The organism is Streptococcus oralis (assembly GCF_023611505.1).
GTDB lineage: Bacteria > Bacillota > Bacilli > Lactobacillales > Streptococcaceae > Streptococcus > Streptococcus oralis_CT.
In genome coordinates, this window is the sequence record NZ_CP097843.1 from 1,713,898 (window position 1) to 1,729,947 (window position 16,050).

Below are 16,050 nucleotides of genomic sequence, written 5' to 3' on the forward strand. Positions count from 1 at the left end.
AGAAGATTTAACTGCTGTGAGCCTTGTCTGGACAATATTTCAGACAAAACCTACGACAAATGACTACTCATATTATACCTTATTTAGCCAGATTTTTCAAGGTTTTTTTACTACTTTTTAAACAATCTTTTCCTATATATTATTTTAAAATTTCAAGAGAATGAAGCATTATATTTTCTCTTAAAAACTAGGAAAACGCTTGCACTAATGTTTACCTCGTGCTATACTGTTAGGGAACAACTACACAAGGAGAATTGTGATGAAAAAGATCCCATCTCAAACTGAGAAAAAAATGATTTATGGTATCCGTTCCTTGAAGAACGGAACTGGTTCTGTCCTTATTGGTGCCAGCATTGTCTTGCTTTCTGCTGCAATGCCAACTATTTCAGCTAACGAAAACCTTCCTCAAACTCAGGAAAATACTAGCGCTGTGATCAAGGCCCCTACTGAGACTGAAACGAGTCAAACTCAAAAGGAAACGCCTATTTCTGAACAAAAGAATGCAAACGCTTCCCTTGACGCTAAAAAGGAAGCTCTAGCAGCTGAAACACCTAAAAAAGAAGACGCTACTACAAGCCAGCCCAACAGCAAAGAAGAGAAAGTAGATACCAGCACTTCGACGCCAAGTTCTGATCAAAAACCACAAGCAGACACTAGTTCTGAAGAACCAATCGAAGACAACTACTTCCGCATCCATGTAAAAAAACTCCCTGAAGAAAACAAGGATTCTCAAGGTCTTTGGACATGGGACGATGTTGAAAAACCTTCTGAAAACTGGCCAAATGGAGCCAAGTCTTTCAAGGATGCCAAGCAAGATGACTACGGCTATTATCTCGATGTCAAACTTAAGAATGATCAAGCCAAGAAGGTCAGCTTCCTCATCAACAATACTAAAGGGGATAACCTTACTGGAGACCGTTCAGTAGAGCGCCTTTCTCCAAAAATGAATGAGGCTTGGCTAGATGAAAACTATAAGGTATACAACTACCGTCCTCAGCCAGCGGGAACTGTCCGTGTCAACTACTATCGCACCGACGGGAACTATGACAAAAAATCTCTCTGGTATTGGGGCGATGTCAAGAATCCAAGCAGTGGAGAATGGCCTGACGGGACAGACTTTACTGCAACTGGAAAATATGGCCGTTACATTGATATTCCACTCAATGAAGCTGCAAGAGAATTTGGATTTTTATTACTAGACGAAAGCAAGAAAGGCGATGATGTGAAAATCCGAAAAGAGGATTACAAATTTACAGATTTGAAAAATCACAGTCAAATCTTTCTCAAAGATGATGACGAAACCATCTACACCAACCCCTATTACGTGCACGACATCCGCATGACTGGTGCTCAACACGTAGCTAAGTCTCGTATTGAAAGCAGCTTTTCTACCCTAGTCGGAGCCAAGAAAGAAGACATTCTTAAGCACTCCAACATCACTGACCATCAAGGGAACAAAGTAGCCATCACAGACGTGGAAGTAGATGAAGCTGGTAAGAAAGTGACCTACATTGGCGACTTCTCTGATACCCAACACCCTTACACTGTCAGCTACAATTCAGACCGTTTTACCACACGTTCAAGCTGGCGCCTCAAGGATGAGACCTACAGTTATGACGGTCCACTCGGCGCAACCCTAAAAGAAGATGGCAAGCGTGTCGACCTTACCCTCTGGTCTCCAAGTGCTGATAAGGTTTCCGTTGTCGTCTATGACAAGAAAGACCCTGAAAAAGTAGTCGGAACTGTCGCCCTTGAAAAAGGAGAAAAAGGAACCTGGAAACAAACTCTAGATGCAAACTCTGGTCTAGGTATCAGCAACTACACTGGCTACTACTACCACTACCAAATCGAGCGCCAAGGTAAAACTGTCCTCGTTCTTGACCCTTATGCCAAATCATTAGCGGCTTGGAATAGCGACCTAGCAAAAACAGATGCCGCTCATAAGGTCGCTAAAGCTGCCTTCGTCGATCCAGCAAAGTTAGGTCCGCAAGACTTGACCTATGGGAAGATTCGCAACTTCAAATCGCGTGAAGATGCCGTTATCTACGAAGCTCATGTTCGTGACTTCACTTCGGATCCTGCCATCGCAAAAGACTTGACCAAGCCATTTGGTACCTTTGAAGCCTTTATCGAAAAACTAGACTATCTCAAAGACTTGGGTGTGACTCATATCCAACTCCTTCCAGTCTTGTCTTACTACTTTGTCAATGAATTGAAGAACCAAGAACGTTTGTCTGCCTATGCTTCAAGTAACAGCAACTATAACTGGGGATATGACCCTCAAAACTACTTCTCCTTGACTGGTATGTACTCAAGCGATCCTAAGGATCCAGAAAAACGTATTGCCGAATTCAAGAACCTCATCAACGAAATCCACAAACGTGGCATGGGGGCTATCTTGGACGTGGTCTACAACCATACTGCCAATGTTGATATTTTTGAGGATATTGAGCCAAACTACTATCACTTTATGGACGCAGACGGAACACCTCGTACTAGCTTTGGAGGCGGTCGTTTAGGAACAACCCACTACATGTCTAAGCGTGTCTTGGTAGACTCCATCAAGTATCTGGTTGAAACCTACAAAGTAGATGGTTTCCGTTTCGATATGATGGGAGATCACGATGCAGCTTCTATTGAAGAAGCTTACAAGGCTGTACGCGCCCTCAATCCAAACCTTATCATGCTAGGTGAAGGCTGGAGAACCTATACTGGCGATGAAAATACGCCTGTACAACCTGCTGACCAAGATTGGATGAAGAAAACAGATACTGTCGCTGTCTTTTCAGACGACATCCGTAACAACCTCAAGTCTGGCTATCCAAACGAAGGGCAGCCTGCCTTTATCACAGGTGGCAAACGAGATATCAATACCATCTTTAAAAATCTCATTGCCCAACCAACTAACTTTGAAGCAGACAGTCCTGGAGATGTGATCCAGTATATCGCAGCCCATGATAACTTGACACTCTTTGACATCATTGCCCAGTCTATCAAAAAAGACCCAAGCAAGGCGGAAAACTACGCTGAGATCCATCGTCGTTTGCGACTTGGAAACCTCATGGTCTTGACTGCTCAAGGAACTCCGTTTATCCACTCTGGTCAGGAATATGGACGTACCAAACAATTCCTTGACCCAGCCTACAAGACTCCTGTTCCTGAAGATAAGGTTCCAAACAAGTCTCACTTGTTGCGCGACAAGGACGGCAAGCCATTTGTCTATCCTTACTTTATCCATGACTCTTACGACTCTAGTGATGCTGTCAACAAGTTTGATTGGACCAAGGCAACAGATGGTAAAGCTTTCCCTGAAAATGTCAAGAGCCGTAACTACATGAAAGGTTTGATTGCCCTTCGTCAATCGACAGATGCCTTCCGACTCAAGAGTCTACAAGATATCAAAGAACGCGTCCAACTCATTACTGTCCCAGGAAAAAATGGTGTTGAAAAAGAAGACGTAGTCATCGGCTACCAAATCACAGCTCCAAATGGAGATATCTACGCAGTCTTTGTCAATGCGGATGAAAAGGCTCGCGAATTCAACTTGGGAACTGCCTTTGCTCACTTGAGAAAGGCCGAAGTCTTAGCTGATGAAAACCAAGCAGGACCAGTAGGAATTGCCAACCCTCAAGGTCTCGAATGGACTGAAAAAGGCTTGAAATTGAACGCTCTCACTGCTGTCGTTCTCCGCTTGTCTCAAGGTGGTGCCATTGTCGCTCCAGCTGTGGAAGAAAAACCAGAATTTGATCTTTCTAGCCTGGAAGTTGAACCAGAACAAGGCCAAGCTCAAAACCTAGCAGCCAATCCTGAAACTCAAGAAACTACTACAGAGGCTCTTTCTCAAAAACTCCTTCCAAACACAGGAACTGAGAATAAATCCCTTCTTGCTCTTGCTGGATTCAGCCTCCTTGCCCTTCTCGGACTTGGATGGTTGATAAAAAACAAGAAAAAGAACTAATACTCAATGAAAATCAAAGAGTAAACTAGGAAGCTAGCCATAGGCTGCTCAAAGCACAGCTTTGAGGTTGTAGACAAGGCGGAGCTGACCTGGTTTAAAGAGATTTTCAAAGAATATAACCTAGCCTTCCTATAGAAAAACACCCCATGATTAGAAGACTCTTCTAGCCAATGGGGTGTTGTTTTTATGATACACTTGTCTATCAAATCATATATTCTACGCTATAGGTGGCATCTGATAAGATACGAGCCAGAAACTGCTTGGTTCGTTCTTCTTGTGGACGACTAAAGAAATCGTGGGGATTATTCTCCTCTACGATACGGCCTCCATCCATGAAAATAACGTGGTTAGCGACATCTCTAGCAAATCCCATCTCATGCGTGACGACTACCATGGTCACACCTTCTCCCGCCAACTGTTTCAGAACATCCAAAACATCTCCAACCAACTCAGGGTCTAGTGCAGATGTTGGTTCATCTAACAAAATCACCTCGGGCTTGACGGCAATAGCACGCGCAATTCCTATTCGTTGTTGTTGTCCTCCAGATAGTTGTGAAGGGTAGTAGTCTTTATAGGCCAGTAAACCAACTTTTTCCAAGGCAGATTCTGCACGTTTGAGCGCTTCTTCCTTGGGAACTTTACGAGCTACGATTAGGCCTTCTAGAATATTTTCCAGAGCAGTTTTGTTTGCAAAGAGATTGTAGTGTTGGAAAACAAAGGCTGTTTTTTGGCGAATTTCTAGAATGTCTTTCTTGCTTAATTTGGCTAAGTCATAAGTTTTTCCTGCCAAGGTCAAATGGCCACTATCAGCTTTTTCTAAGTGATTGAGACAACGGAGAAAGGTCGTTTTCCCCGAACCTGATGGTCCTAAGATAACGACGACATCCCCTTGGTTGACCTGGAGATTGACATCCTCCAGGACCTGTCTCTCACCAAATGTTTTTGCAATATGTTCTACTTGTAACATCCTGTCCTCCTATACAAAACGCGCGCTAGATGCTTTCGCTCTCTTTTCTTTTTTCACATAGCCTTTTTCTAATACAGAAAAGCCCCACTGAATCAAACCACAGATCAAAATATACTGCAAAAAGATTACAAAATAAGACTCAAAATACTGGTAACCGTAGGATGCTTCCACACGAGCAATAGCGGTGATATCCTTGATAGTCATAACAAAGACCAGGGAGGTCCCTTTGACGATATTGATTACCAGATTGGCCAAGTTAGGCAAGGCTGAGCGCAAGGCTTGAGGAAAAACAATCCTTAGATAGGCCTGGGTCGTAGTCAGCCCAATCGCATGCGCCGCCTCTAGTTGTCCCTTGTCCACCGTCAAGATAGCTGAACGCAAAATCTCCGATAAACTCCCGACTGTCATCAAACTATAAATAATGAAGGCATAGTAGAGAGGATCAAGCTTGAAAATATCAAAGTCGCTTCCTATGCTTTTGAGAAGTTGATTCAGCAGACTTGGAAACAAACTATAAAAGAAGAGAATCAATAAAATCGGAGGAGTCGCTCGGATAAACGCCAGATAGACCAGAGAAAAACTCCTCACCCCTCGAACCTTGTAAATCTGCCCCAAGGCCAAAAATAGAGCCGGTAAAAAGCTTAAGACCATAGCCACAATCATGATAATCAAGGTGATTGGCACACCCTTCAAGGTCTCAAGAAAGGTCTTTACAATATAGTCTATATCCATTTCTTACCTCCCTTTTGTTTCCAAAGACTTCTCAAGCAAACGACTCAAGCTAGAAATAACTAAGGCAATCCCCCAATAAAGAAGCGCAACTGCCGTATAGGTTTCCAGCGAGTAGTTCCCTAAATTGCGACTGATCAAGAGATTGCCTGCACCCATAACATCAACGAAACCAATCGTATAGGCCAAGGCAGCATCCCGCATAAGATTGAGAATAGCGGTCGTTATATTAGGAAGAGCAACTTGAAAAGCTTGGGGAAAAATGATTCTCCAAAAAGTCTGACTTGGAGTCAAACCAATACTAAGCCCGGCCTCTGTCTGTCCCTTTGGAATAGCTTGATAGGCTGCCTTGAAAACCTCAGCAACAATAGCCGCAAACAAGAGAATCATCGTCAGGAGGACAAAAATAGTTTTAGACCAGTTGTTGATATCCAAACCCAGCCACCATTTCAGAAATTCTGGCAAGCCATAAAAGACTAGAAAAAGTAAGACAATCGGCGGTGTACAACGAAGGGTAAAGATATAGCCTTTGGAAATCGCTGCAAAACTCTTATCTTCTCCTACTTGCGCCCAGGCCAAGAGACCTCCAAAAAGGGAACCAAGAAGAGTGGTAAAAAAGAGAATGGACAAGGTCATAGGAAGTGCCTGCCATAAGGTTGGCAAAAACTGAAAGACCTTGGAAAAATCATAAGAAACCATGCAAAACCCTTTCTAGTTTTGGAATTTCTGGTCTAGTCTTTGTCTACATAACTAAAGACATCTTCTTTAAAGTATTGCTGAGATAGCTTAGCAAGCGTGCCATCTTCTTTCAACTCTTTAATTACTTTTTCGTATTCTTTAGCAAATTTCTCACCCTTTTCATCACGGTGAATCAAGGGATAAGTTGGAATGCCCTTATATGGGAACCAGCTGAGTTCGTCCGCATATTGGTGGTAAGGGCCATCTTCTGCGGTAACTGCTTTTTCAAAGGACAGTTTGATATCAAAGAAGGCATCATAACGTCCTTCTAAGACCCAGGCATAGGCATCTGCCACCTTAAAGGATTCCGCTGCAGTTAGCTCAATTGGTGCATCCTGATGTTTTTCATTGTAGCTGGTGATAACATTCCATTGAGCATTCTGTGGAGAGATGGGAACCAATTTCCCTTTATTCTTAGCAAAGTCATCAATGGTTTTGTATTTCTGTTCATCTTCTTTTCTGACAGTAAATCCGATGATGCTCGCTCCGACTGGTTCAGATGGAATGACAAACTTTTTAGCTCGTTCTTCTGTGTACCAAGCTCCCTTGGTTCCGATGTCATACTTGCCTGATTCCAGACCAATCAAGAGGTCATCATCACTGGTACCCGTATATTCAAATTGATAGTTTTCCAACTTCTCATCAACAGCCTTCAAAACAGCTACTTCATAACCATCTGATTCCCCTTTTTCATTGACAAAGTCATAAGGGACGTAGTTTTGTGTATGGGCAACCTTCAAGGTTATGACTTCAGCAGACGAAGCCGTTTCTCCCTCCTTGGCTGGAGCGCCAGCTAAACTTCTCCCGATAATCGTTGCCCCAATTACTGCAACAACTGCTACACCACCGATAATCCATGCTTTTTTACTCATCTTTTTCTCCTTTAGTTTTCAAGCGCTTCTCTCACCCACTGGATACGTTCAACTGCGATATCACTTGGAATGGTACAATCTGCCCCAAGTACCAATCCCTGTTCCCCAGCTTCTGCAACTAGTTTCTTTGCCTCAGCCTGAATGGCGTCCTTGCTACCAGTATACAGCAAGCCCGTCTTACCATTTTCGAATCCTCCAAGAACCGTACGTCCCTTGAAAATCTCACGACCTTCCTTGAGAGTGATTCCCTCTGGCCCTACAGCCCAGTTAAAGACTTGGGCTGGATAGTCTGCAAAAAGGTGAATATCATTTCGCGCTCCCTCGTAGCCACAGATATGAAGAACAGTGACACCACCAACAGCACTAGCCGCTTCCAGAACAGTTATCCCACTAGGTGCAATGACGGCTTGATAATCTGCTGCTGATACTCGTTGATCTTGGATACTTTGCACGCTGAGGTAGATTCCGTCAGCACCAGCCTCTTCGATGACGGCTTGGCTGAGGCTAGCAATATCTTCTGCAATCACATCCAACACCTTCTTAAGGGCTTCAGGATCTTCCACCAAAAAATCTGCAATGAGGTCATCTCCGCCAGACACTTCCCCTAGTAGCCACTTGAGATAGGTCACAGGAGCAAAAATATTGTAAATCGCAACGATATCTTCTGTAAACTCTTGCTTGATTTTCTTAACCAAGTCCACCTGCTCTTTTATCCAATCGTGATCTGGTCCGAGTGGTTGAATGGTCGCCAATTCTTGAAGTGATTTTCCTTTGGCAATCGCTGGATTTGGATAAGCAAAGTAGCCATCACTCATGAGTTTGATAAAGTCTGGCTGAACTTCTCGGATAAAGCGCTTATGCCCCTCAATATTCTTCTCGATAATGGCTGGATTTGAGAAACCGTCTAGCCATTCGCCTTCGGATGTGAAATGGTGCCAAAAACCAACTGGCACACGATCAACCTTTTCACCTTTAAATGCTTTTAAAACCCATTCTTTTTTTTCTGACATTCTTATTCTCCATTTCTTACTTTTTCAACTAATAAACTGTTTGCGATATCATTCGAGCGTAGAAAGGGGAGACTGGACTTGGAAAAATCCTGAACTCCACGACATCTCTCTCCATTTTTGCAGTGCCCATTTTTTACGACACTTATGGCAACCAAAGCCAGCAAACCGACAACTACAATGAAGATGCCCCATCTTTTACTTTTCATAGCTCCTCCTTTTAGAGAACCGCTGCCTGCCGAATCCAGTCCAACCTCTCTAAGTCAAAGTCATCTGGAACAGTACAGTCAGCTCCCAGAAGAACGCCTTTACTACCTGCTTCAGCCAGTAACCGTCTTGTTTCATTTTGCAATTCCGCCTTGGAACCTTGATAAAGCAAGCTTTTCTTGCCATTTTCAAATCCACCTAAAACGGCCTTGCCTGGAAACAACTCTTGACCCTGTGTCAAACTAACATCCTCATGGTGGGTCGCCCAGTTGACAACTTGCGCTGGATAATCCTTAAATATCGTCACATCATTACTCGCACCTTCAAAACCACAGATATGAAGGATATTGGTCCCATCAACCTGATTGGCCGCCTCCAAAATCGCTATATTGCTCGGTTCGATATAGGTTTTGTAGAGTGCTGGTGTGATGCGCTCATCTTGAATTTCCTGGGTGCTGAGATAAATCCCGTCAACACCGCCTTGCTGGATGATTTTTTGAGTTAGGATAGCAATATCTCCTGCAATCACATCTAGAATCGCTCTGAATTGCTCAGGATTTTCAAGCAATAGATCAGCTACTTCCCTATCTCCTCGAGAAGTTTCTGTACGGAACCAGCGCTTGAGGTAGGAGATCGGTGAAAAGATATTGTAGAAAGAAGCAATCTCTTCGGTAAAGGTCTCTCGAATCGCTTGTACCACTTCCACCTGTTGCTGAATCCATGGGTGTTCCTCACCAATCGACTCAATAGAAGTCAGCTCCTGAATGCTTGCAATCTTAGGACTATAGACATTACTTGGATAAAGGAAAAAACCGTCGCTCATAATTTTGACAAAATCAGGACGAATCTTTTCCACATAGTTGCGATGCCCATCAACACTTTTTTGAAAGATACGTGGATTATTTAATCCCTGCCCCTTTTCTTCGAGTGTTACAAAATGAAACCAAAATCCCACAGGCACTCTTTCCACTTCATCGCCTCGAATCGCTCTAAAGACTAGATCTCTTTTACTTGCCATACCTTTCTCCTTCCATTTGGATTGAAACCATCTTACCACTCCTTTTTCCCTTTTCCCAATATATATTGACTATCAACCCGATTGGAAATTTTTATATCTATAAAGAAAAAATCTCTGAAAAGCTTGATGTTACTAGCCTTTCAAAGATTCACTTTATTTTCATCTATTTTTCAAAAAGGAGTTGATATAGATTTTCTATCAAGTCGATTGGATTTTTTTATAACCATCTTCATTCCCAAATTAAGTACATAATTTTATCCTAATACCAAATTACTACTGAAAAATTTATTTTCTCCCGATATTCCCTTGCACAAATCCCATGAAAACGCTACAATGTTAATAGACTATTATTAGGAGGATAGGATTATGAAAATATCCAAAGTTACCATTACAATTGCTTCTACACTTGCTTCCGTCATTTTACTGACTGGCTGTGGCACAAATTCGGCAAATTCACAGACAACACAAAGTAGTACATCTGACAATCAGGTTACAATGACCTATGATCAGTTGCGTTCAAGAGAAAATACTATGTCAACTCTTTGGTATCAAAAAGCAGCTGAGACCAAGGCACTCTATCTACAAGGTTACAATGTCGCTACTGATCGTTTGAAAGAACTACTAAAAACACAGACAGATAAACCCTACTCTATCGTTTTGGACTTGGACGAAACCGTATTAGACAATAGCCCTTATCAAGCGCAAAATGTCAAAGATGGAACAGCATTTACCCCAGAAAACTGGGATGTCTGGGTAAAAAAAGCCGCAGCCAAGGCTGTACCAGGTGCTAAAGACTTTCTCCAATTTGCAGACCAAAACGGTGTCCAAATTTACTATGTATCTGACCGCACGATAGATCAGGTAGATGATACGATCAAAAACCTAGAAAATGAAGGAATTCCTGTACAAAGCCGCGATCATCTCATGTTCTTAGAAAAAGGCGTCAAATCTAAAGAAGGTCGTAGACAAGCAGTCCAAGAAAAAACCAACTTAGTCATGCTACTAGGAGACAATCTTGTGGACTTTGCAGAGTTTTCAAAGACCTCTGAAACTGAGCGCGACCAAAAATTAGAGGAATTACAAAAAGAGTTTGGTGAGAAATTCATCATTTTCCCTAACCCAATGTACGGATCATGGGAAAGCACTGTCTACAATGGTAATAAATTGGATGCTAAGGGTCAAACTGAAGAGCGCCAAAAAAACTTACAAGGTTTTGATAAATAAAATAAGGGAGCTATATACCAGTTTACACCAACCACAAGATATCGTATTTGCAAGAATATCAAAAAAAGACGATTTCCAAGCGGAAATCGTCTTTTAATAGAACAGACTTCTCCAATTCAAAATGTACTTCATTTAGTATATGTGTAGCCATAAACCATATTTTCTAAGTGGTTTATACATGACTGTCCGTCAGGAAAAGCAAATATGCAAAATTTAGAAATTTTGATATAATAGAACTATCAAAAAGTAAAGGAACGATTGGTATGAAAGCAATCACAGCTCACAGCTCACAGCTCACAGCTCACAGCTCACAGCTCACAGCTCACAGCTCACAGCTCACAGCTCACAGCTCACAGCTCACGCTGATTATGTAATCAAGCGTATTTTTTGTCAAGCCCTAAAACAGACTTTTTCACATTTTTGTGAGAAGGTCTTTTCTGTTCTGTGTGAAAGTGAGGGACTTGTATGAATCAGGCATTCGAAACAGCGATTCAACAAGCCCTACGAGAGGTGGTAGAAAGCTTTGATGAACAGTATGTAGCTGAGGGACTATTAAAAAAAGATGCTATTATAGTAGATTTAGATAATTATAAACCTGAGTTGGTTGAAAAGATTTTGACAAATGCAATTCTAAATGAAGCATTTACCGAGGATATTGCTGGTGCGACAATTTTGAAAATCAATGATATCATTCAAATACTTGAAGTTGATGAATATTGGTCAAACTCTTACACGCGTTACACCAACAAAATCGGATTAGCAGCAGATAATCGCTATCTAGATGAAACAACAGATGTTGTCCTAAATTTCCCCTACAAAGATGGTATCTTAAAAGCTGGTATGACTAAAGATGATGTATCGAGGGAAGATGCTGAAGAATCCTTTTTAAATGAGATAGTTGCTAGAGAGGAGATTGATGTCCTCCTTGATGAAAAGATTTTTAAAAATGCTAAGAAATATGACAAAAACGGTTCTTCCCCTGTATCAGAAATCAAGGATACGGATAACCTGATTATCAAGGGAAATAATCTATTAGCCCTCCACAGTTTGAAAAAACGATTTGCAGAGAAGGTGAAATTGATTTATATCGATCCACCGTATTATTTTGAGGGGACAAAAGACGCCGATACCTTTTCTTATAATTCGAATTTTAAGTTATCCACTTGGTTAACGTTTATGAAGAATAGACTAGAAGTTGCAAGAGACTTATTGGACGACGGTGGAGTGTTGCTTGTTTCTATGGCAGAGGATGGTCAAGCCTATTTAAAAGTGTTGATGGATGATGTTTTTGCGAAGAATGATTTTGTTGAAACTTTTATTTGGCGGAATACTGATAACGCTGACTCACTTGGGAAAAAAAGTCGTAGCGGTGTAGAATATATCCATGCTTATGAAAAGAAGAAAAACCCCAGTGTTCGTTGGATTGGTAAGGATGCAGAAAATGGAGACGCACCATTATTAAATTCAAGTAATTCTATTGGAACACTTAACTTCAAAGCAGGAGTTATTCGATTTAGTATTCCAGATGGACATTATTTTGCTGGGCAAAAATCGTCAGTAGTTCTTGAGGACGATTTAATAATTGAAAATGGTAAAAATAAAAATGCCATTCGGTTGACTGGTAAGTTTAAATGGGGACAAGACTATCTTGATAACGAAGTTTCAAAAGGAGGAGACTTTGTTATTAAATCAGATAAGTTTTCTATTCGATATCAAAAAGCAGAAGCAGGCAATGTTGCCCCAGAAAAATTTATTGATGAACGCTATCTATCAAAAATTTTTGGAGTGGGCACAAATGAGGATGCTAAAACTCATTTGAAAGAATTAGGTTTTGACTTTTCATACTCTAAACCAGAAAGTTTATTAGCATTTTTTATTAGAGCGGTAACTTCTGAAAACGATATTGTCCTTGACTTCTTTATGGGTTCGGGAACTACTGCAGCAGTTGCTCACAAGATGAATCGTCAGTACATCGGTATTGAACAAATGGATTATATTGAAACCGTAGCGGTAGAGAGATTAAAGAAAGTTATTGATGGAGAACAAGGTGGCATTTCTCAAGATGTTGCTTGGTCTGGCGGTGGTTCATTCATTTATGCTGAGTTAATGGATAAAAATGCAACCTTTGTTGATGCTGTTCTTAACTCTAAACATTCTGATGAATTAAAGGCTATCTTTGACGACATGAAAGCCACACTTGATTTTGATTTCAGAGTGGATTTACAAGAAGTTGACCAATCTATCTGGGATGAAGATTTTGAAATGCAGAAAAAAATTCTTGTGAAGATTATTGACAAAAACCAGCTCTATCACAACTACTCTGAAATTGACGATGAAACCATTAAATCGCAATTATCCCAATCAGATTATGATTTCAATAAGAGTTTTTATGGAGAGAACTGATGGTTAGAAAAGCAAAGAAAAAAGAACTGATCTTTGAACTCTTCGATGAATTGAAACAGCTGGATATGGATATTTTGAACGAACAGCATGGTTGGGAATTACCACAGTATATTGTAGAAAATCTCAAGCATGAACCACGTTCTTATCAAAGTGAAGCTATTCGCTATTTTCATTACACTCAAGCATCAGATACTTTCAAGTTTCGAAAACCAAGACAGCTGATGTTCAATATGGCAACTGGTTCGGGAAAGACTGATTTGATGGCTGGTTTAATCCTCTATCTTTATAAAGAAAAAGGGTATCAAAATTTTCTGTTTACAGTGAATACAAATGGTGTTCTGAGTAAAACCATTGATAATCTAACGAGTGCTCAATCTACTAAGTTTCTTTTCAATTCTAACTTAGAAATTGATGGGGAACATATCTTTATCAACCAGATTTCAGGAAGATTTCCAGATTTTCCTAATAAAAATGTAATTAATATTAAGTTTGTTTCAATTCAAACATTGACAAATGACCTCTTCACACAGGCAGAAAATATCATGTCATTAAAAGATTACCAGAAGACAAAAATGGTTATTCTGGCGGATGAAGCCCATCACTATTCTGCTTCTACGAAAAAGAAAAATAAAGCAGAATTGGAAAAAATCTCATGGGAAAAAAGCCTACTTTCTCTTCTTCACGCACATGCTGATAATCTCTTGCTAGAATTTACCGCAACACTTGATTTTGACGATGAGACCATTTATCAAAAATATCGAGATAAGATTATTTACCGTTATACCTTGGATTCATACATCAAAGAGCGATATTCAAAAAATGTAAGACGCATTCAGACGGGGAATTCCAACGAAGATAACATGCTTAGTACCGTTCTTCTGAGTGAATATCGTCGCAAATTTGCTCTAGAAAAATTTGGGATTGAGATAAAACCAGTCATTCTTTTCAAATCACATAAAATTGATGCTTCCTATGAAGCAAATAAGCTATTCAATGAGATGATTGATAGTCTGACTGTGGAAAGTTTAAGGTCGTTCCTTATTTCACAATTGAGAAGTGTATCAGAAGAGCAAAGCCATACTCTACAGCTAGCTTATCAGTATTATCTCGAAAAGGATGATCTTTCAACTGTTGTTCGAGAAATTAAGCGTGGTTTTTCACCAGCTAGAATTCTAAATGCAAATGATTCAGATAGTGGCTCAAAAGGGTTGCTAGAAACAGGACAGTATCAAGCCCTCAATTCGCTTGAATCGCCCAATAATCTGTACCGTGTAGTCTTTGCCGTAGCAAAATTAACAGAAGGTTGGGATGTCCTCAATCTTTACGATATCGTTCGTATTAGCAACTTGGGAAAAATGAATGATAAAAGAGATGCTAAATCAACCAATTCCGAGGCTCAGTTGATCGGACGTGGGGCGCGATACAATCCTTTCTCCTTAAATCAAAAGATTTCTTACCAAAGACGATTTGATGAATCAGATGAAACAGCAAGTCTTTTGTTGGAAACACTACACTACCATACCCTTAATGAGCCACAATACATTAAGAATTTGATGGCATCACTTGACAAGATGAATCTTGCGACTGGGACTGATGAAAAAAATCCTCCAATTGAAATCAAACTGAAACCCTCTTTCAAGAAAACCCAAATCTTTAAAGCAGGTAAACTTTACTATAATGAAACTGAGGAAATTCCTGACAGTCACTATGTGAATTTACGTGCATATGGTATTGAAATTTCTAAGCTAGCCAATATAACCTATTTTAAATCCACCTATGAGACAACTTACCTTTCAGCTGAAGCAATAGAGTTAAAAACGTCCCAATTGAGGGGAGTTGATATTCGTTATTTTAAAAAATCAATTAGCCGCTCTAACTTTTTCCGATTTGAAAATCTGAAAAGATATCTTCCAAATCTCAAGTCCATTGAAGATTTTTGGGGCGAAAATTGGCTAGATTTGCAAAATCTTACACTCTCTGTCACAACAGAAAAAGAAACCATTGTAGAAGATTTTTCCGCTATGGAAAAGCTGAAAATTGTTGATAACTTTTTTAACCTACTGGCTGCCAAAATAAAGGCAGGTTATCGCAAAGCAAGAGGTACGAACCGCTTTATCGGATATCCAATTACAGAATATCTCGTTGATTATCGCAAACGAATACCTAATTATGATACAGCTAAACATAGTGGCTCCTTCATCGAACAAAAAGTAGCTAATATTAGTTTTGAAAAATTTGACTTTTTTGCTTATCAATCAGCTATAATCAATAGAAATGAAGAAAATCTAGTTAATGCTATTGCCAACCATATTGATGAACTAAGAGAACAATACGGTGATGTTTTCCTCATTCGAATGGACGAAAACATGCTAAAGGGGACAGATAAAGTTGAACGATTGAAATTGCACCAATTTGAAGAGAATCCACGGGAAATCAATTTTTCAGGATTTCAACCAGACTTTATCCTACTTCTTCAAAATAAGGATTACTATCTTCAAATCTTCATTGAACCCAAAGGTGAACAATTGGCAGAAAAAGATAGATGGAAGGAGGAACTCCTTTCATACATCAACGACCATCAAGAAGATTTGATTTTCGAGGATGAAGTTGATGGAGTTATCATCAAAGGACTTAAATTCTATAATCAAGAAAATAGTAAGCAAACACTCAATCAATTAGCACAGGTAGCTCTTGAAAAACCACATTTTGGTGGAAATATTAGGCTGGACTTATTCTAAATATCAAAAAGACGATTTCCGCTTGGATAATCGCCTTTTTTGCTATTTTATCTTGTAGTTGGTATAAGCTGGTATATATTCCCTAGAAAGTATGCTCTGTCCCTTGTACCAAAACTGTAGTTGTCGTTGATCAGTGTGTGGCTGGCATAGTCTTTCAGTTGAATGGAAGTTTTATCTGCACTATCAAAA

The 16,050-nt window shown here is 40.2% G+C and carries 11 protein-coding genes; 4 read left to right on the forward strand and 7 right to left on the reverse strand.

Annotated elements, in window-relative coordinates; all coding sequences use genetic code 11:
• The first annotated feature begins 259 nt into the window (after nt 1-259).
• Nucleotides 260-3,958, forward strand: coding sequence for a pullulanase (locus M9H69_RS08645; protein WP_250315403.1), 3,699 nt, complete (start codon nt 260-262; stop codon nt 3,956-3,958).
• A gap of 202 nt (nt 3,959-4,160) precedes the next feature.
• On the opposite strand, the gene M9H69_RS08650 is transcribed toward M9H69_RS08645, so the two are convergent.
• From M9H69_RS08650 to M9H69_RS08680, 7 genes are read right to left on the reverse strand one after another with little or no spacing between them, the layout of a single operon-like run.
• The gene (locus M9H69_RS08650) at nt 4,161-4,925 is read right to left on the reverse strand and encodes an amino acid ABC transporter ATP-binding protein (protein ID WP_223331938.1); all 765 of its coding nucleotides are present in this window, start codon (nt 4,923-4,925) and stop codon (nt 4,161-4,163) included.
• Nucleotides 4,926-4,934: 9 nt separating this feature from the next.
• Nucleotides 4,935-5,657, reverse strand: coding sequence for an amino acid ABC transporter permease (locus M9H69_RS08655; protein ID WP_084875944.1), 723 nt, complete (start codon nt 5,655-5,657; stop codon nt 4,935-4,937).
• Between the two features lie 3 nt (nt 5,658-5,660).
• On the reverse strand, nt 5,661-6,353 hold the full coding sequence (locus tag M9H69_RS08660; protein ID WP_000255460.1) for an amino acid ABC transporter permease: 693 nt from the start codon (nt 6,351-6,353) through the stop codon (nt 5,661-5,663).
• Nucleotides 6,354-6,385: 32 nt separating this feature from the next.
• Nucleotides 6,386-7,264: a transporter substrate-binding domain-containing protein gene (locus tag M9H69_RS08665; protein ID WP_250315404.1), complete on the reverse strand. Its 879-nt coding sequence runs from the start codon at nt 7,262-7,264 to the stop codon at nt 6,386-6,388.
• Between the two features lie 11 nt (nt 7,265-7,275).
• Nucleotides 7,276-8,274 carry a uroporphyrinogen decarboxylase family protein gene (locus M9H69_RS08670; protein ID WP_250315405.1) on the reverse strand — a complete coding sequence of 333 codons (999 nt, stop codon included), beginning with the start codon at nt 8,272-8,274 and terminating at the stop codon, nt 7,276-7,278.
• 2 nt (nt 8,275-8,276) lie between these two features.
• Nucleotides 8,277-8,480, reverse strand: coding sequence for a hypothetical protein (locus tag M9H69_RS08675; protein WP_250315406.1), 204 nt, complete (start codon nt 8,478-8,480; stop codon nt 8,277-8,279).
• Between the two features lie 11 nt (nt 8,481-8,491).
• The gene (locus M9H69_RS08680; protein WP_250315407.1) at nt 8,492-9,496 is read right to left on the reverse strand and encodes a uroporphyrinogen decarboxylase family protein; all 1,005 of its coding nucleotides are present in this window, start codon (nt 9,494-9,496) and stop codon (nt 8,492-8,494) included.
• A 366-nt stretch (nt 9,497-9,862) separates the two neighbouring features.
• On the opposite strand from M9H69_RS08680, the gene M9H69_RS08685 reads away from it, so the two are divergent.
• From M9H69_RS08685 to M9H69_RS08695, 3 genes are all read left to right on the forward strand, one after another.
• Nucleotides 9,863-10,720 carry a 5'-nucleotidase, lipoprotein e(P4) family gene (locus tag M9H69_RS08685; protein ID WP_000703383.1) on the forward strand — a complete coding sequence of 286 codons (858 nt, stop codon included), beginning with the start codon at nt 9,863-9,865 and terminating at the stop codon, nt 10,718-10,720.
• Nucleotides 10,721-11,185: 465 nt separating this feature from the next.
• A complete protein-coding gene (locus M9H69_RS08690; protein ID WP_250315408.1) occupies nt 11,186-13,123 on the forward strand; it encodes a site-specific DNA-methyltransferase in 1,938 nt (645 codons plus the stop codon).
• Nucleotides 13,123-15,861, forward strand: coding sequence for a DEAD/DEAH box helicase family protein (locus M9H69_RS08695; RefSeq protein ID WP_250315409.1), 2,739 nt, complete (start codon nt 13,123-13,125; stop codon nt 15,859-15,861). The genes M9H69_RS08690 and M9H69_RS08695 overlap by 1 nt, the downstream gene beginning before the upstream one ends.
• The last annotated feature ends 189 nt before the right edge of the window (nt 15,862-16,050 follow it).

What these genes read in the sequence shown, in the direction of transcription:
- M9H69_RS08645 (WP_250315403.1), top strand. Translation starts at nt 260, where the DNA reads ATGAAAAAGATCCCATCTCAAACTGAGAAAAAAATGATTTATGGTATC.
- M9H69_RS08650 (WP_223331938.1), bottom strand. Translation starts at nt 4,925, where the DNA reads ATGTTACAAGTAGAACATATTGCAAAAACATTTGGTGAGAGACAGGTC.
- M9H69_RS08655 (WP_084875944.1), bottom strand. Translation starts at nt 5,657, where the DNA reads ATGGATATAGACTATATTGTAAAGACCTTTCTTGAGACCTTGAAGGGT.
- M9H69_RS08660 (WP_000255460.1), bottom strand. Translation starts at nt 6,353, where the DNA reads ATGGTTTCTTATGATTTTTCCAAGGTCTTTCAGTTTTTGCCAACCTTA.
- M9H69_RS08665 (WP_250315404.1), bottom strand. Translation starts at nt 7,264, where the DNA reads ATGAGTAAAAAAGCATGGATTATCGGTGGTGTAGCAGTTGTTGCAGTA.
- M9H69_RS08670 (WP_250315405.1), bottom strand. Translation starts at nt 8,274, where the DNA reads ATGTCAGAAAAAAAAGAATGGGTTTTAAAAGCATTTAAAGGTGAAAAG.
- M9H69_RS08675 (WP_250315406.1), bottom strand. Translation starts at nt 8,480, where the DNA reads ATGAAAAGTAAAAGATGGGGCATCTTCATTGTAGTTGTCGGTTTGCTG.
- M9H69_RS08680 (WP_250315407.1), bottom strand. Translation starts at nt 9,496, where the DNA reads ATGGCAAGTAAAAGAGATCTAGTCTTTAGAGCGATTCGAGGCGATGAA.
- M9H69_RS08685 (WP_000703383.1), top strand. Translation starts at nt 9,863, where the DNA reads ATGAAAATATCCAAAGTTACCATTACAATTGCTTCTACACTTGCTTCC.
- M9H69_RS08690 (WP_250315408.1), top strand. Translation starts at nt 11,186, where the DNA reads ATGAATCAGGCATTCGAAACAGCGATTCAACAAGCCCTACGAGAGGTG.
- M9H69_RS08695 (WP_250315409.1), top strand. Translation starts at nt 13,123, where the DNA reads ATGGTTAGAAAAGCAAAGAAAAAAGAACTGATCTTTGAACTCTTCGAT.